Raw genomic sequence first — 16,179 nt, forward strand, 5'->3', positions numbered from 1 at the left:
TGAGTCAGGCCCCCGCCTCGTAGACGATCAGTGGCGGCGCCTCGGGCTGGGCCGCCGCGAAGCGGGCCAGGGCCTCGTCGCAGGGCCAGAAGCGCGCGTCGTCGCCGAGCTCCAGCTCCGCCGAAGCGCCTTCGCGTTTGATGCTCAGGCGCAGGCTCAGGCCCAGCGCCAATGGGCCCTGCTCGGTCTGGATCTGGCGCGGGGGCCAGGCCTTGACCACCTCGACGATGGGCGGAGCCACGCCATTGGCCTTCAGGCGCAGAAACTTGCCGAAGCGGGCCCGGGCACCGGCCAGGTCCCAGACCTGCAGCACGTTCAGGCGCAGGCCGCCAGAGAAGCGGTCGTTCTGCACCTTGCCCGAGACGATGATCAGCTCATCGTCGGCCAGCGTCTCGCGATTGGCATTGAGCAGCTCTTCATTCGCCACCGCCTCGATCACATCGCTCTTGTCGTCGAGCTTGAAGATGCCGACGCGGCCGCGGTTGCCGTTGATGATGCGCAGATCGCTGACGATACCGGCCAGCATCACCGGCTCGCGGCTGTCGACCGCGTCGGCAATGCGGCGGCGGGCGATGCGGCGCACCTCGTCGCCGCTCTGGTCGAACAGATGGCCCGACAGGTAGAAGCCGATCGCCGTCTTCTCCAGGCTCAGCCGTTCCTTGATGCTCCAGGTGTCGGCCGCGACCAGATCGGGCTCCTGGGTCGACGACGCGTGTGAGTCGCCGAAGTCGAACAGCCCGCCCTGGTCGGCATTCGCTTCCAGCGTTTCGGCATGGGTGTAGCCGCGGGCCACGCTGGCCAGCAGCCGCGCGCGGTCGATCTCGATCAGATCAAACGCACCGCCCTTGATCAGCGCCTCGACCACGCGCTTGTTGACCGCCTTGCGATCGATGCGTGCGCAGAAGTCGAAGAAGCTGGTGAACGGGCCGCCGATCTCACGGGTCTTGACGATGGACTCGATCGCCCCCTGGCCCGTGCCCTTGATCGCGCCCAGGCCATAGCGCACGACCTTGGCGCTGACGGGCCAGAAGCGGTGCACGCCGGTGTTGACATTGGGTGGCTCGAAGGTCAGGCCCATCGCCAAGGCGTCGTCGTAGAAGATCTTCAGCTTGTCGGTGTCGTCCATCGCCACGCTCATATTCGCGGCGGTGAATTCGGCCAGGTAGTGCACCTTCAGCCAGGCGGTGTGATAGGCCAGCAGGGCGTAGGCAGCAGCATGCGACTTGTTGAAGCCGTAGCCGGCGAACTTCTCCATCAGGTCGAAGATTTCGTTGGCCAGCGGCGGCGCAATATTGTTCTTGGCCGCGCCCTCCGCAAAGATGCTGCGGTGCTCGGCCATCTCCTCGACCTTCTTCTTGCCCATCGCGCGGCGCAACAGGTCGGCGCCGCCGAGCGTGTAGCCGCCCACGCGCTGGGCCACCTGCATCACCTGCTCCTGATAGACCATGATGCCGTAGGTCTCCTTCAGCACCTCGGCCATCAGCGGGTGCGGATAGGTGACCTCTTCCTTGCCATGCTTGCGCGCGCAGAAGGACGGAATCAGGTCCATGGGGCCCGGCCGGTACAGCGCCACCAGGGCGATGATGTCCTCGAACAGGCTGGGCTTGGCGTCGCGCAACATGCCCTGCATGCCGCGGCTTTCCAGCTGGAACACGGCGACCGTCAGGCCGTCGGACAGCAGCTTGTAGGTCGCCTTGTCGGTGAGCGCGATCTTGGCGAAGTCGAAGTCCTTCTGGTCCGGGTGGCGCATGACGATGAAGTCCTTGGCCATCTCCAGAATCGTCAGGGTCGCCAGACCCAAAAAGTCGAACTTGACCAGGCCTATGGCCTCGACGTCGTCCTTGTCGTACTGGCTCACCGCGCTGTTCGAGCCCGGCTGCATGTACAGCGGGCAGAAGTCGGTGATCTTGCCCGGCGCGATCAGCACGCCACCGGCATGCATGCCGATATTGCGCACCATGCCTTCGACACGCTCGGCCAGCGACAGCAGCTCGGCAACCTCCTCTTCCTTCTTCTCGCGCTCCTCGATCTCGGGCGCTTCCAGGCGGGCGTAGATGATGCCGGGGTCCGGCTTCTCCGGCGGGCGCGCCAGGGTCACGCTCTTGCCGGGCGGCGCCGGAATCAGCTTGGCAATGCCGTCCACCTGGCCATAGCCCATGCCCAGCACGCGGCCCACGTCGCGCAACGCGGCCTTGGCGGCCATCGTGCCGAAGGTGGCAATCTGGCTGACGGCGTCGCGGCCGTATTTGTCCTTCACATAGTCGATCACCCGGTCGCGGTTGCCCTGGCAGAAGTCGATGTCGAAGTCGGGCATCGAGACGCGGTCGGGGTTCAGGAAGCGCTCGAACAGCAGGTTGTAGCGCAGCGGGTCCAGGTCGGTGATCTTCAGCGCGTAGGCGACCAGCGAGCCGGCGCCCGAGCCCCGGCCCGGGCCCACCGGGCAGCCATTGTTCTTGGCCCAGTTGATGAAGTCCGCCACGATCAGGAAGTAGCCCGGGAAGCCCATCTTCAGAATGGTCTTGATCTCGAACTCGAGCCGCTCGACGTAGGTGGGGTTCTGGCGCTCACGTTCGGCCGCATCGGGGTAGAGCAGCAGCATGCGCTCCGCCAGCCCCTCGAAGCTGGTGTAGCGGAAATACTCCTCCGGCGTCATGCGCTGGCCGTTGACCTCGGGCGTCGGGAAGTCAGGCAGGCAGGGCTTGCCCAGGGTCAGCTTGAGGTTGCAGCGCAGCGCGATCTGCTGGGTGTTGGCGATCGCCGAGGGGATGTCGGCGAACAGCTCCTCCATCTGCGCCTGGGTCTGGAAGTACTGACTGCGAGCGAAGCGCTTGACCCGGCGCGGATTGCCCAAGGTCTCGCCCTCGGCGATACAGGTGCGCGCCTCATGGGCCTCGAAGTCTTCGGGTGTGGAGAACTGCACCGGATGCGTGGCCACCACCGGCAGACCCATCTCGGCCGCCAGCGGCACCGAGGCCCGCACCAGCGCCTCCTGGCCGGCCAGGCCGGCGCGCTGCAGCTCGATGTAGAAGCGCTGCGGGAAACAGCCGGCCAGCCGCTCGGCCACGGTCCTGGCCCGGGCTGCATCCTGGCTCAGCAAGGCCATGCCGATGGCGCCGTACTGCGCACCCGACAGGCAGATCAGCCCCTCGCCCAGCTCGGCCAGCCACTCCCACTTCACGCAGGCCTGGGCGCGAATCACATTCGTCAACCAGGCCCGCGACAGCAGTTCACACAGATTCAGATAGCCCTTGTGCGACTGCACCAGCAGCAGCAGGCGGCTGGGATGCTTGTCACCGCCCTCGGGCTCCATCCAGACATCGGCGCCCAGAATCGGCTTGACGCCCTTCTTGCGCGCGGCGCTGTAGAACTTGACGCCGCCGAACATATTGGCCAGATCGGTGATGGCCAGCGCCACCTGTCCGTCCTTGGCCGCCGCCGACACGGCATCGTCAATCCTCAAGGTGCCGTCAACGACGGAGAACTCGGTATGGGTACGCAGATGAACAAATGACATCCGGGGATTTTACGGACCCTGGGGGGCTGACCTGTGCCGGGGTCCGGAATAAAGAGCTCAGCGCATTTGCGGTCGCTGAGAAATGCCGTATTCATGCCTCTGGAGCGCATTGCGAGCCGGCGTCGCCGACACCCCGAATGCGGCGCTTGGCCCTGCGGGCCAAGTCCTCTGTGCTGCTCACGTCCTGAGCCTACGCGCCTAACTCGCCCTCCCACCCCCTGCGGGGCCGGCATCTGCCTTTGGCAGCTGCCTGTGGTCGGTGCTCGAACAAAGACGCTCGGCCCATCGCTCGGAGCGATGGGCAACCTCAGGCCGCTGCGCTGCTCGGCGCCGCATAAGGGGTGTCGTCGCCACCGGCTCGCAATGCGGGCACCGCCGGTGGCACCCTGTTCTTGCCACGCCTCGGTGCATCCGCGCAGGCACAGCCCCGCCAGCCGATGGGCGCCTGTGCGGGGCTGAAGCGCGCAGCGGCTTGGGCCAGCGCGCCCTGGCGCGCGATTCAACATCTGACTGGGCGCGTTTGTCCGAGCTTAGTGAGCGAAGCGAACGGGCGCGAGTTATGCGCCCGGCCCAAGCTGCGAGCACTGCAAGGCAGTCGAGCGGGCCAAGGGCCCGCTCGACCCACGCACTGAAGTCCGGCGGCTGGCGGGGCTGTGCCTGCGCCGCCACCAGCCGTAACCAGCCAAGGAAATCCAACCAGCCACTGCTATGCTCCCGCGCCACCGCCCCACAGGATCGCCCCATGCACGCCAAGACCACCCGATTTCTTGTCGCCCTGCTCTGCTGCGCCTGGAGCGTCGGCGCCCAAGCGGCGACCAAGACGGCGACTACCAAGCCTGAGCCAAAGCTCGGCGCGGCCGAACTGATCGCCCAATCCAAGCCACAGGACTGGCGCGGCCTGGACCCTGAAAACACGCTGCTGATGCAACTCGACAGCGGTCAGGTCATCATCGAACTGGCGCCGCGCTTTGCGCCGCAGCACAGCGCCAATATCCGCACACTGGCCAAGGAGCGCTATTTCGATGGTCTGGCTGTTCTGCGGGTGCAGGACAACTTCGTCACCCAGTGGGGCGACCCCGACGCCGAGAACGCCGAGCGGGCCAAGCCCTTGGGCACGGCTGCAAAGCATGTGCCGGCCGAGTTTGATGTCGCGTTGAAGGGCCTGCCCTTGACCCGGCTGCCCGATGCCGACGGCTGGGCGCCGGTGACCGGTTTTGTCGATGGCATGCCGGTGGCGGCAGACCCGAGGAAGGGTCGCGCCTGGCTGGCGCACTGCTACGGCATGGTCGGCGCCGGGCGCAACAACCCGCCGGACAGCAGCACCGGTGCCGAGCTGTACGTCGTGATCGGCCAGGCGCCGCGCGGGCTGGACCTGAACATCACCCTGGTCGGCCGCGTGCTCAAGGGCATGGAGCTGCTGTCCGGCCTGCCGCGCGGCGGCCCGAACATGGGCTTCTATGACAAGCCCGAGCAGCGCACCGCCATTCGCAGCACCCAGCTGCTGGCCGACCTGCCCGAGGCCGAGCGGCCTGCCCTTCAAGTGCTGCGCACCGACACGCCGCTGTGGCAGCAACTGCTGGCCGCCCGGCGCGACCGCCGCGAGGAATGGTTCGTCCACAACCCCGGTCATATCAACCTGTGCAATGCCACGGTGCCGGTGCGCAACCAACCTGCGCCCTGATTCGGCGCAAGGCCCGGCATGAGGCGCCTGCCTACAATAGCGCCCGTGCAAGAACACCCTGACACCCCCATCCTGAACTACGCGACCTACAAATTTGTGGGTCTGCCCGACTGCGCCGCCTTGGGCGCCGGCTACAAGGCCTTGGCCACCGAGCTGGGCATACGCGGCACCGTGCTGCTGGCCGAGGAAGGCATCAATATCTTCATCGCCGGCCCGGCGCTGGCGATGCGCCAGTTCCTCGCCCATCTGCGGCAGGATCCGCGGCTGGCCGATCTGAGCCCGAAGGAAAGCTGGTCCCGCGAGATCCCGTACCGCCGCCTGTTCGTCAAGATCAAGCGCGAGATCATCCGCATGAACCACCCCACCATCAGGCCCGACCAGCAGGCGCGTGCCCCGGCCCTGGCGCCCAAGGATCTGGCCCGCTGGCTGGCTCAGGGCCATGATGACGAGGGCCGGCCGGTGGTGACGCTGGACACCCGCAATGCCTTCGAGGTGGACTATGGCGGCTTCGATGGCGCGATCGACTGGCGCATAGACAAGTTCAGCGACTTCCCCGCCGCCGTGCAGGCCCATCGCGAGGAGCTGCGCGGCAAGACCGTCGTCAGCTACTGCACCGGCGGCATACGCTGCGAGAAGGCCGCCATCTACCTGCAGGAGCAGAACCTGGGCAGCCCTGTCTATCAGCTCGATGGCGGCATCCTGAAGTACTTCGAGGACACCGGCGGCGCCCACTACCACGGCAGCTGCTTCGTGTTCGACGAGCGCGAGGCGCTGGCGCCCAGCCTGGAGCCCGATCCCGTCGGCAGGCCGCACCCGGGCTACAGCCTGCCCCCGGCCAACGCCAAGACATGATCGCGACTTGGTTGCTGCGCGCAGCGGGTCTGCTGATACTGCTGCTGGCCCTGGGCGTGGGCCTGTCACGCGCGCCCGAGCGGCCGGTGCAGAGCCTGGTGCCGCGGTGGGCGCCGCCGCCATCCGAGTTCATCGACCTGGACGGACAGTTGGTCCATCTGCGCGACCAGGGCCCCAAGACCGACACCACACCCATCGTGCTGATACACGGCACCTCAGCCAGCCTGCACACCTGGGAGGGCTGGGTGCGCGAGCTGCAGCCAACCCGTCGCGTCATCAGCTTCGACCTGCCGGGCTTCGGCCTGACCGGACCCAACGACAGCGGCGACTACAGCGACCCGGCCTATGTGCGCTTCGTGCTGGCGCTGATGGACCGGCTCAAGCTGAAGCAGGTGGTGATAGGCGGCAACTCGTTGGGCGGAGAGATCGCCTGGCAGGTGGCCGCCAGCGCACCGGCCCGGGTCAAGGCGCTGGTGCTGGTAGATGCCGGCGGCTATGACTTCCAGCCGGAGTCGATACCGCTGAGCTTTCAGCTCGCCCGCCTGCCCGGTGCGCGCTATCTGATCAAGGGCATCCTGCCGCGCAGGCTGGTCGAGCAGAGCGTGCGCAATGTCTATGGCGATCCGTCCAAGGTCGGCAGCGAGCTGGTCGACCGCTATTTCGAGATGGCCGTGCGCGAGGGCAACCGAGAAGCACTGACGCAGCGCATGGCCCAGCTGGAGCCGGGCCGTTATGCGCAGCAGGTCCCGACCTTGAAGCAGCCGACGCTGATCCTCTGGGGCGGCCGCGACCGCTTGATACCACTGAGCAATGGCCAGCGTTTCGCCCGCGAGATCGCCGGCAGCGAGCTCAAGGTCTTCGACGCCCTGGGCCATGTGCCGCAGGAGGAAGACCCTGCGCAAACGGTGCTGGCCGTGAAGGCCTTCCTGGCCCGGTTGTAGCCCCGGCAGCGATGGCAATAAGGGTTGTTGCCGAGCGTCACATAAAATTCACAGCCCGCTCGGCAAGCCCGGGAATCCAGCACACAATGCCTTTTTTCAACCTTCGGAGGATACCCATGCAACGACGTCATATCGCTGCCCTGCTCGCCCTGGCCGTCAGCAGCTTTGCTGCCCAGGCCCAGGCGCCCGACTGGAAAAAGATCCGCATCGGCGTGGAAGGGGCCTACCCTCCCTTCAGCGAGGTCGGCGCCGACGGCAAGCTCAAGGGCTTCGAGATCGACCTGGCCCTGGCCTATTGCGCCCAGATGAAGGCCGAATGCACGCTGGTGCAGCAGGACTTCGACGGCCTGATCCCGGCCATGCAGGCGAAGAAGTTTGACGCCATCATCGCCTCGGTGTCCATCACCGACGAGCGCAAGAAGGCCGTGGCCTTCAGCAATGCCTACTACAGCACCCCGGCGCGCCTGGTGGCCAAGACGGGTACGAAGCTGGACGGCACCGCCGCCGGCCTGAAGGGCAAGAAGATCGGCGTGCAGAGCGGCACCATCCACGAAACCTTCGCCGCCGCGACCTTCAAGCAAAGCGAGATCAAGCGCTACACCAAGCAGGACGAGGTGTTCCTGGATCTGGCCGCCGGCCGCATCGATGCCACCCTGGCCGACTCGGTCGCCGCCGATGACGGCTTCCTGAAGACACCGGCCGGCAAGGGCTTCGGCTTCACAGGCCCCGATTTCACCGACAAGAAGTTCTTTGGTGACGGCGTCGGCGTGGCGGTGCGCAAGGCCGATACGGCGCTGGTGAAGAAGTTCAATGACGCGATTGCCGCCCACCGTGCCAGCGGCGCCACAAAGGCCCTGGCCGACAAGTACTTCAAGTACGACATCCTGCCCAAGTAAGACGACCCAGCTCCCATGTTGCACGGATATGGCACGAGCCTGCTCGAAGGTGCCTGGATCACGCTCAGCGTGGCCCTGCTTTCGCTGCTGATCGCGGTCCTGCTGGGCCTTGTGGGGGCGATCGCCAAGTTGTCGCGTTCGCGCTTCTTGCGCACATCGGCCCAGGTCTACACCACCGCGATCCGCGGTGTGCCGGACCTGGTGCTGATGCTCCTGATCTTCTTCGGTGGCCAGGTGGCGGTGAATGACATCGCCGAACGGCTGGGCCACACCGAATACATCGACATCAATCCCTTCGTGGCCGGCGTGCTGACGATAGGCTTCATCTTCGGCGCCTACCTGACCGAGACCTTCCGTGGCGCCTTTCTGGCCGTGCCGCCGGGTCAGCGCGAGGCCGGCATCGCCTTCGGCATGAGCCCGGCCCAGGTGCTGGTCCGCATCACCTGGCCGCAGATGATGCGCCATGCACTGCCGGCGCTGTTCAACAACTGGCTGGTGCTGATCAAGAGCACGGCCATCGTCTCGGTGATTGGCCTGAGCGACATGATGAACCGCGCCGGTCTGGCGGCAGGCGCCACCCGCGAGCCCTTCGTCTTCTACGGCGCGGTGGCGGTGATCTACCTGGCCTTCACCAGTGTCTCCGAATTCCTTTTCAACCGGGCGCAGCAACGCCTGTCCATAGGCGTGAAGGCCAGCCGGCTATGAACTTCGCGCCCATCATCGAGGCCCTGCCCAAGTACCTCAGCGGCGCGGTGACGACGGTCGAGCTGCTGGCCATCTCGCTGGCCTTCGGTCTGCTGTTCGCCATTCCGCTGGCCGTGCTGCGCACGCTGCACAACCCCTGGCTGAGTCGGCCGGTGGCGCTGTTCACCTATGTGTTCCGCGGCACGCCACTGCTGGTGCAACTGTTCCTGATCTATTACGGCCTGGCGCAGTTCGAGCTGGTGCGCGACAGCTGGCTGTGGCCCTGGCTGCAGTCGGCCTGGTTCTGCGCCTGCCTGTCCTTTGCGATCAACACCTGTGCCTATACGGTCGAGATCATTGCCGGCGCGATCCGCGCGCTGCCGGCCGGCGAGATCGAGGCTGCCAAGGCGCTGGGCATGTCGCGCAGCGTGATGTTCCGCCGCATCATCCTGCCCTCGGCGCTGCGCCGCTCGCTGCCGGCCTATGGCAACGAGGTGATCTTCATGCTGCACGGCACCTCGCTGGCCAGCGTCGTCACCCTGCTCGACCTGACCAGCGCCGCACGCCAGACCTACTCCACCCACTACCTGCCCTTCGAGGCCTTCATCATGGCGGCGCTGATGTACTTCGTCATGACCTCGGCCCTGGTGGGCCTGTTCCATGCGGCCGAGGCCCGCTGGCTCAAGCCGCTGCTTCCGCGCTGAACCCCAGGCCACCACCATGCGTACCGTCAAACATCCGCTGCCGAGCGCCACGCTGGGCACGCAGCGCGAGCTGATCAGCCTGCACTACGGCGAGGGCAGCGGCCCCAAGATCTATATCCAGGCCTCGCTGCATGCCGACGAGCTGCCGGGCATGCTGGTGGCCCACCATCTGCGCCAGCGGCTGGACAAGCTCGAAGCCCAGGGCCAGATCCAGGGTCAGATCGTGCTGGTGCCGGTTGCCAATCCGATCGGCCTGTCGCAGTGGGTGCTCGGCGCCGCGCTCGGCCGCTTCGAGCTGAACACCGGCGAGAATTTCAACCGGCACTACGGCGACCTTGCCGAGGCGGTGGCCGCGCGCATCGAGTCCAGGCTGGGCGACGACGCACTGAGCAATGTGGCAGTGATACGCCAGGCGCTGCGCGACAGCATTGCCGCCCTGCCCGCCACCACCGAACTGCAGCATCTGCGCCGCACGCTGATGGGTCTGAGCATGGATGCCGAGGTGGTGCTGGACCTGCACTGCGACGCCGAGGCCGTGCTGCACCTCTACACCGGTACCGATCTGTGGCAGCAATGCGAGCCGCTGGCCCGCTGTCTGGGTGCGCACGCCACCCTGCTGGCCAAGGAGTCGGGCGGTGAACCGTTCGACGAGGCCTGCTCGAAGATCTGGTGGCAGCTGTCGGAGCGATTCGCCGGCCGTTACCCGATCCCGCCGGCCTGCCTGTCGGTGACGGTGGAGCTGCGCGGCAATCGCGACGTCAACCATGGGCTTGCCGCCAAGGACGCCGACGGCATCATAGATTTCCTGCGTCATCGCGGCGTGCTCAAGGGACCGGCACCTACCCTGCCGCCGCTGCTGCACCCGGCCACACCGCTGGCCGGCTCGGTGCCGCTGGCCGCACCCACCAGCGGCCTGCTGACCTTTCTGGTCGAGCCCGGCACGCTGCTGCGTGCCGGCGAGGTGGTGGCCGAGCTGATCGACCCGCTGAGCGGCCAGGTGACCGAGATCAAGACCCCCGTTGATGGCGTCATGTACGCGCATATCAGCGGCCGCTTTGCCAGCGCCGGCACGAAGATCGCCAAGGTGGCCGGCACCCAGGCCACACGCACCGGAAACCTGCTCGGTAGTTGAGCCAAAGAACATGACGACTCCCAGCCTGATCGTAGAAAACCTGCACAAGAAGTTCGGCGAGCGCGAAGTGCTGCGTGGCGTCTCGCTGACCGCCCAGAAGGGCGATGTGATCACCCTGATCGGCTCCAGCGGATCGGGCAAGTCGACGTTTCTGCGCTGCATCAACCTGCTGGAGCAGCCGCACGAAGGCAAGCTGACACTCGGCGGCGAGAGCCTCAGGCTGGAGCGCGACCGCGATGGCAGCCTGCGCGCCAGCGATGCCAAGCAGTTGCAGCTGTGGCGCGCACGGCTGGCGATGGTGTTCCAGAACTTCAACCTCTGGCAGCACCGCACCGTGCTGGAAAACGTCATCGAGGCCCCGATCCACGTGTTGGGCCAACCCAAGGCCCAGGCGCTGGAGCGGGCGAAGGCCCTGCTGGCCCGCGTCGGTGTGTCACACCGGCAAGACGTCTATCCGGCCCAGCTGTCCGGCGGTGAACAGCAGCGCGTGGCGATTGCCCGGGCGCTGGCCGTCGACCCCGAGGTGATGCTGTTCGACGAACCGACCTCGGCGCTGGACCCGGAGCTGGTCGGCGAGGTGCTGAAGGTGATGCAGGACCTGGCCGCCGAGGGCCGCACGATGATTGTCGTCACCCACGAGATGGGATTTGCCCGCGAGGTGTCGAACCATGTGCTGTTCCTGCACCAGGGCGTGGTCGAGGAAGAAGGCGATCCGCGCGAGGTGCTGTTGCGGCCCCAATGCCAGCGGCTGCAGCAGTTCCTCAGCGGCGGCTTGAAGTAGGCGGCTTCGTCGCCATCGCTTCCCGCAAGGCTCGCGCCGCAGCCTCGCGCAGAGGCTCACGCTGCGCTGACAGCCAGCCCACGGCGAACCAGGCACGCGGATCTGTCTGTGCCTGTTGCCGGAACGCCGCCTCGGCCACGCAGAGGTCGTTGTACAGACCAAGCGCTTCCTGCGCCGGCCGCAGGCAGGCCAGATAGCGCTTGACCGCCTTGCCCCGGTACAGGGAAGAAACGAACTCAACCCCATAGCGCAGGCGCTTCAGTCGCTTGCGGACGCGATGGCGCTTGGCGTCGTCCATGTCGTCGAACGCGGCGGCATCCTTGCGCAGCTGGCGATGCAGGCCCTTGATACCCGCCCGCGCAACCACCCCGATCGACGTCTGCAGCGCGGCGCCCTCGTCGGCAGGCTGATTCGCCTCAGCGCCATGTGCAAACTGCAGCAGCGCCAGCAGTAGTTGGGTACAGGACGTACGCCGCAGCGCCAGAGCAGGATCACTGGCCTGCTCAGCGACAGGCAGCTCGCCCAGCGGTGCGCCAGCAGCCAGCAGGGCCGGCCGAAGCGAGGTATCCATCAGATCGCGATCACGTGCAGCGCCGAGCCGCTTGGCCAGCGCCGCGAGCTGCGGTTCCCAGGCAGGGCCCTCGGGGTCGCCAAACAAGCGCAGCGCGCTGCGCAGACGGCGCATGCCGACACGGGCCTGGTGCAGGTGCTCGGCGCTGCCGTCACCGGAGGCCAGTTCTGCCACATTGGGCAGTATCTGCTCCATGCACACGCCCGTGATCGCGCGCAGCGCCGCGTCCAGGCCCATGTCGGCGGTCAACGATGGCGTGCGTGCCTGGACAACGGGGCCGCAAATCTGGCCGCGCGCAAGTCGATCACCGCGCTCGGACTTGGTCCGCACGTCCAGCCACAGCCCGTGCCGCCCGACCCAGCGGGAGGCCAGATCGAGCAAGCCCGCCAGGGTGCCGGACTTGAGCTCGAACTCAAGCTCATGCACCTCCAGCCGCCCCGCACCGGCCCGTATCTCGCCCACATCGAGCGCCAGCTCAATGCGGCTGCCGAGGCTGCGCACAATGCGGTGCGTGCGCAGCACATCGACTTCGAATACGGCCTGCAGCGCGCCCACATGCTTGCCCAGCGCATCCAGCAGGGCCTGACCGACCGGGATCTGCGCATGCAGTTGAATGTCGAGCGTCGGCACGTCCGGCTGCGGGCCCAATGAGACCTCATGCTCCAAGCGTGCCAGCCGGCCGTCGCCGCGGCCCTTCAACGTCTGCACCCAAACATGGTCTTCCTGGCGCAGGCGCAGCGCAAAACCGGCCCGGGCCAGCCGGCGGTCGGGTGTATCGAAATACCGGGCCCGAAGGTGAGTCGTGCGTGCACCGGACGTGGCGACCGCCTGCCTCACGGCCGCGCGACGCTCCGCCGGCACCTGGAACTTCAGTTCGATCTCGACCATAGGCTCGTCCGACCTGCCCTCATGCCTCACGCAAGATCTCCAGCACCTCCGAGCGGAACTCGCGCTGGTAGAGGATGTAGACCACGCCAAGCGTTGCGCCCATGAAGGCCCAGCTCGAGAAGAACCAGGCCACGGCAGCGAAGGCCAGGTAGTAGGCGCGCAGGCCGTCGTTGAAGGTCTCGGCGGCGATGGCCACGACGCGGCCGGCGCGGTCGGCGAAGGCCTCGCGTGCAGCCATGCCCTCGTGCTCAAACATCAGCTCGCTGGGCGCCGAGGCGACCAGCAGGGTGCCGAAGGTATAGAGCCGCATGCTCCAGGTGAAGCGGAAAAAGGCATAGACGAAGATCGCCGCCAGCAGCACCAGCTTGAAGTCGAACACCAGGCCGGTGGTGCGCGCCGCAAAGGGCAGCTCGCGCACCAGCTCGCTGGCCTTGTCGCTGGCACCCAGCACGGCCAACAGGCCGCCGATGATCAGAATCGTCGTCGAGGCAAAGAAGGACGGGCTGGTCGACAGGTTCTGCACCACCACGCCGTCCACCACCCTGACCTCGCGGTAGGTGACCTGGATCATCCACTGCCGGCGTATCCGGTTCGTCGCCGCCAGCAGAGACCCCTTGCTCAGCGCCCAGCGCTTGGCCACCAGCGCATAGCCCACCCAGGCAATGAAGAACAGGCCAAGCGCCAGCCAGTCGGCCAGCGGCAGGAAGTGGACGATCGCGAACAGGGAGTTCATGCCGCAAGCTTACCCCGGCCCGCCGCCGGCTCAGGCTTTCATGCCGCCAGATCGAACACCAGCACCTCGGCCTGCTTGCCTGCAGCAATGCGCAGCTGCGTCTCGCCGCGCAGTTGCAGCGCGTCGCCGGCCTTCAGTGCCTGGCCATTGACGGTCAACTCGCCGCGGGCCAGGTGCACATAGCTCAGGCGCTGCGGATCCAGCACCAGCTCGGCGGTCTCGGCGCCGTCGAACAGACCGGCGCGGATGCTGGCGTCGGCGTGAATCGTCACCGCGCCGTCGCGGCCATCGGGGGCGGCGACCAGTCGCAGGCGACCGCGCTTGTCGGCCTCGCTGAACTGCTTCTGCTCGTAGCCCGGCTCGATGTTCTTCTTGTCGGGCAGTATCCAGATCTGCAGGAAGTGGGTCTGCTGCGGCGCATTGTTGAACTCGCTGTGCACCACGCCGCGGCCTGCGCTCATGCGCTGCACGTCGCCGGGGCGTATCACGCCGGCCGCACCCGCCGCCGTGCCGTTGCCCATGCTGTCCTTGTGGGCCAGCTCCCCGTCCAGCACATAGCTGACGATTTCCATGTCCTTGTGGCCGTGCGAGCCGAAGCCGGTGCCGGGGGCGATGCGGTCCTCGTTGATGACGCGAAGATTGCCGAAGCCCATGCGCTTGGCATCGACGTAATCGGCAAACGAAAAGCTGTGAAAGGAGTTGAGCCAGCCATGGTCGGCATGGCCGCGGTCGCAGGACTTGATCAGTTCCATCATGGTCGTTCTCCGGTGGTGTTGGGGTATGAATCCAATGTAGTGCCGGGCCTATAACTGGCGGTGGACCGGACTTGAAGCCTTCATTCAAATAAGATGAACGTCTGCCCGCAGCCCCACATCCTCCATGTCCGCCACCGATAGACGCAATGTTCTGACCCCCGAAGCCCTGGCGATGATGGACACCATCGCCCGCACCGGCAGCTTTGCCGCCGCCGCCCGCGACATGGGCAAAGTGCCCTCGGCCCTGACCTATAGCGTGCGCCAGCTCGAAGATGCGCTGGACGTGCTGCTGTTCGACCGCGGCTCGCGCCAGGCCACCTTGACCGCCGCCGGCCACGAACTGCTCAACGAGGGCCGGCGCCTGCTCCAGGAGATCGACGCGGTGGCCAACCGGGTGCGCCGCGTGGCCACCGGCTGGGAGACCGAGCTGACCATCGCAGTCGATGACGCGCTGGCCCGCCGCGCGCTGTTCGATCTGATCGCCGCCTTCTACGAGCTGCGGGTCGAGGACGGTGGCAGCGTGCCCACCCGCATCAAGCTGCGTAACGAGGTCATGTCCGGCACCTGGGAGGCGCTGATCTCCGGCCAGGCCGATCTGGCCATAGGCACCGGCGCCAGCAATGTGCAGAGCAGCGCCGTGCATTCCGAACCGCTGGGCGAGCTGGACTTCGTGTTCTGCGTCGCCCCCCACCATCCGCTGGCCGATGTGGCCGAACCGCTGACCTTGGCGCAGATGGCTCAGCACCGCATCGTCGCCGTGGCCGACACCGCCCGCACGCTGGACGCGATGACCATAGGCGTGATGCCCGGCCAGGATGTGCTCACCCTGCCCTCGATGGCGGCCAAGCTGGAGGCGCAGCTGCGCGGCCTCGGTTGTGGCTCCATCCCCGAACCGATGGTGCGCCGCCATGTCGAGGCCGGGCGTCTGCGCATCAAGGCCACCGAGAGCGGCCGGCGCAGCGCCAATCTGCACTACTCCTGGCGCAACACCGGCCATCCGCCCGGCCGGGCCCTGGCATGGTGGCTGCAGCAGTTGGGCAGCGCCGCCACGCGCAAGGCCCTCGTCGAACAACATGAAGGACTTTTGCTGTGATACCCACCAAGCCCCAACACCGCTACATCGGCCGCTTCGCGCCCTCACCCACCGGCCCGCTGCACGCCGGTTCCCTGGTCGCCGCCCTGGCCAGTTGGCTGGACGCCCGCGCGCTCAAAGGCCGCTGGCTGGTACGCATGGAAGATGTAGACAGCCCACGCTGCGTCGAAGGCGCTGACCTGATCATCATGCGGCAGTTGGCCCAGTGCGGCCTGTTGCCCGACGAGCCGCCGGTGTACCAATCGCGGCGCAGCGCACTGTATGTGCGCAAGCTCGGACAACTGCACAGCCAAGGCTGGGTCTACCCCTGCGGCTGCAGCCGCAAGGCGATTGCCGCCGCACTCGAAGCACAGGGCCGGGTCGCCGCCCGCCACACCGAGCTGGCCTACCCCGGCACCTGCCGCCACGGCGTGCACGGCAAGCCCGCCACCGCCACCCGCGTGCGCACCACCGTCAGCGTGAGCAGCGACGAACCGGTGACCATTCAATGGAACGACCGGCGACTGGGTGCCCAACAGCAAGACCTGACGCTCGACGTCGGCGACTTTGTCCTGAAGCGCGCCGACGGTCTGTTCACCTACCAGATGGCCGTGGTGGTGGACGACGCCGAGCAAGCCATCACCCACATCGTTCGAGGTGAAGACCTGGCCGACAACACGCCGCGCCAGATCCACCTGCAAAGGGTGTTCGGCTTCGCGACCCCGAAATACCTGCACACGCCTCTGGTGCTGGGCGAGAACGGCGAGAAGCTGTCCAAGCAGAACGGCGCGGCGGCGCTGGAGCTGGACGACCCGCTGCCCGCGCTGCGCGCCGCCGCGCAGACGCTGGGCCTGCAGTTCGACACCCCGGCAGACACCACGCTGGGCGACTGGTTGCGCAGCGCCACGCAGGCCTGGGCAAAGCAATGGCATGATCACCGCCCTTGAGTCACCCTGCACCCTGGAGCCCCGTGCT

General features: G+C 66.9%; 14 protein-coding genes. 10 read left to right on the top strand and 4 right to left on the bottom strand.

Annotated features, from left to right (window positions below; genetic code table 11):
* Positions 1 to 4: 4 nt before the first annotated feature.
* Positions 5 to 3,514, bottom strand: coding sequence for a DNA polymerase III subunit alpha (gene dnaE / locus DES47_RS18450; RefSeq protein WP_133702227.1), 3,510 nt, complete (start codon positions 3,512 to 3,514; stop codon positions 5 to 7).
* Between the two features lie 742 nt (positions 3,515 to 4,256).
* Here dnaE and DES47_RS18455 point away from each other — a divergent pair.
* From DES47_RS18455 to DES47_RS18490, 8 genes are all read left to right on the top strand, one after another.
* Positions 4,257 to 5,195: a peptidylprolyl isomerase gene (locus tag DES47_RS18455; protein ID WP_133702228.1), complete on the top strand. Its 939-nt coding sequence runs from the start codon at positions 4,257 to 4,259 to the stop codon at positions 5,193 to 5,195.
* Between the two features lie 45 nt (positions 5,196 to 5,240).
* Positions 5,241 to 6,047, top strand: a complete 807-nt coding sequence (locus tag DES47_RS18460; RefSeq protein ID WP_243748381.1) for a sulfurtransferase — start codon at positions 5,241 to 5,243, stop codon at positions 6,045 to 6,047.
* Positions 6,044 to 6,988 carry an alpha/beta fold hydrolase gene (locus DES47_RS18465; RefSeq protein WP_133702230.1) on the top strand — a complete coding sequence of 315 codons (945 nt, stop codon included), beginning with the start codon at positions 6,044 to 6,046 and terminating at the stop codon, positions 6,986 to 6,988. Before DES47_RS18460 ends, DES47_RS18465 begins: the two co-directional genes overlap by 4 nt.
* Positions 6,989 to 7,104: 116 nt before the next feature.
* On the top strand, positions 7,105 to 7,884 hold the full coding sequence (locus DES47_RS18470) for an ABC transporter substrate-binding protein (RefSeq protein WP_133702231.1): 780 nt from the start codon (positions 7,105 to 7,107) through the stop codon (positions 7,882 to 7,884).
* A 15-nt stretch (positions 7,885 to 7,899) separates the two neighbouring features.
* Positions 7,900 to 8,589: an ABC transporter permease gene (locus tag DES47_RS18475; RefSeq protein ID WP_133702232.1), complete on the top strand. Its 690-nt coding sequence runs from the start codon at positions 7,900 to 7,902 to the stop codon at positions 8,587 to 8,589.
* Entirely contained in the window at positions 8,586 to 9,272 is a 687-nt protein-coding gene (locus DES47_RS18480) for an ABC transporter permease (protein WP_133702233.1), read from the top strand. The genes DES47_RS18475 and DES47_RS18480 overlap by 4 nt, the downstream gene beginning before the upstream one ends.
* 16 nt (positions 9,273 to 9,288) lie before the next feature.
* On the top strand, positions 9,289 to 10,404 hold the full coding sequence (locus DES47_RS18485; protein ID WP_133702234.1) for a succinylglutamate desuccinylase/aspartoacylase family protein: 1,116 nt from the start codon (positions 9,289 to 9,291) through the stop codon (positions 10,402 to 10,404).
* Positions 10,405 to 10,414: 10 nt separating this feature from the next.
* Positions 10,415 to 11,185: an ABC transporter ATP-binding protein gene (locus DES47_RS18490; RefSeq protein ID WP_133702235.1), complete on the top strand. Its 771-nt coding sequence runs from the start codon at positions 10,415 to 10,417 to the stop codon at positions 11,183 to 11,185.
* Here the strand turns inward: DES47_RS18490 and DES47_RS18495 are convergent.
* Genes DES47_RS18495 through DES47_RS18505 form a run of 3 tightly spaced genes read right to left on the bottom strand, consistent with a single transcriptional unit; the run spans position 11,166 to position 14,132 of the window.
* A complete protein-coding gene (locus DES47_RS18495) occupies positions 11,166 to 12,644 on the bottom strand; it encodes a CYTH and CHAD domain-containing protein (RefSeq protein ID WP_133702236.1) in 1,479 nt (492 codons plus the stop codon). The genes DES47_RS18490 and DES47_RS18495 overlap by 20 nt on opposite strands.
* 19 nt (positions 12,645 to 12,663) lie before the next feature.
* The gene (locus DES47_RS18500) at positions 12,664 to 13,377 is read right to left on the bottom strand and encodes a DUF599 domain-containing protein (RefSeq protein WP_133702237.1); all 714 of its coding nucleotides are present in this window, start codon (positions 13,375 to 13,377) and stop codon (positions 12,664 to 12,666) included.
* Between the two features lie 38 nt (positions 13,378 to 13,415).
* Positions 13,416 to 14,132 carry a pirin family protein gene (locus DES47_RS18505; protein WP_133702238.1) on the bottom strand — a complete coding sequence of 239 codons (717 nt, stop codon included), beginning with the start codon at positions 14,130 to 14,132 and terminating at the stop codon, positions 13,416 to 13,418.
* A 124-nt stretch (positions 14,133 to 14,256) separates the two neighbouring features.
* Between DES47_RS18505 and DES47_RS18510 the strand changes: the two genes are divergently transcribed.
* Positions 14,257 to 15,225, top strand: coding sequence for a LysR family transcriptional regulator (locus tag DES47_RS18510; RefSeq protein ID WP_133702239.1), 969 nt, complete (start codon positions 14,257 to 14,259; stop codon positions 15,223 to 15,225).
* A complete protein-coding gene (gene gluQRS, locus DES47_RS18515; protein WP_243748382.1) occupies positions 15,222 to 16,151 on the top strand; it encodes a tRNA glutamyl-Q(34) synthetase GluQRS in 930 nt (309 codons plus the stop codon). The genes DES47_RS18510 and gluQRS overlap by 4 nt, the downstream gene beginning before the upstream one ends.
* Positions 16,152 to 16,179 lie beyond the last annotated feature (28 nt).

Source organism: Roseateles toxinivorans (assembly GCF_004362525.1).
Taxonomy (GTDB): Bacteria; Pseudomonadota; Gammaproteobacteria; order Burkholderiales; family Burkholderiaceae_C; genus Paucibacter; species Paucibacter toxinivorans.

Excerpts from the sequence above, each read along its gene's own strand:
- dnaE (WP_133702227.1), bottom strand. The coding sequence starts at position 3,514 with ATGTCATTTGTTCATCTGCGTACCCATACCGAGTTCTCCGTCGTTGAC.
- DES47_RS18455 (WP_133702228.1), top strand. The coding sequence starts at position 4,257 with ATGCACGCCAAGACCACCCGATTTCTTGTCGCCCTGCTCTGCTGCGCC.
- DES47_RS18465 (WP_133702230.1), top strand. The coding sequence starts at position 6,044 with ATGATCGCGACTTGGTTGCTGCGCGCAGCGGGTCTGCTGATACTGCTG.
- DES47_RS18470 (WP_133702231.1), top strand. The coding sequence starts at position 7,105 with ATGCAACGACGTCATATCGCTGCCCTGCTCGCCCTGGCCGTCAGCAGC.
- DES47_RS18475 (WP_133702232.1), top strand. The coding sequence starts at position 7,900 with ATGTTGCACGGATATGGCACGAGCCTGCTCGAAGGTGCCTGGATCACG.
- DES47_RS18480 (WP_133702233.1), top strand. The coding sequence starts at position 8,586 with ATGAACTTCGCGCCCATCATCGAGGCCCTGCCCAAGTACCTCAGCGGC.
- DES47_RS18485 (WP_133702234.1), top strand. The coding sequence starts at position 9,289 with ATGCGTACCGTCAAACATCCGCTGCCGAGCGCCACGCTGGGCACGCAG.
- DES47_RS18490 (WP_133702235.1), top strand. The coding sequence starts at position 10,415 with ATGACGACTCCCAGCCTGATCGTAGAAAACCTGCACAAGAAGTTCGGC.
- DES47_RS18495 (WP_133702236.1), bottom strand. The coding sequence starts at position 12,644 with ATGGTCGAGATCGAACTGAAGTTCCAGGTGCCGGCGGAGCGTCGCGCG.
- DES47_RS18500 (WP_133702237.1), bottom strand. The coding sequence starts at position 13,377 with ATGAACTCCCTGTTCGCGATCGTCCACTTCCTGCCGCTGGCCGACTGG.
- DES47_RS18505 (WP_133702238.1), bottom strand. The coding sequence starts at position 14,132 with ATGATGGAACTGATCAAGTCCTGCGACCGCGGCCATGCCGACCATGGC.
- DES47_RS18510 (WP_133702239.1), top strand. The coding sequence starts at position 14,257 with ATGTCCGCCACCGATAGACGCAATGTTCTGACCCCCGAAGCCCTGGCG.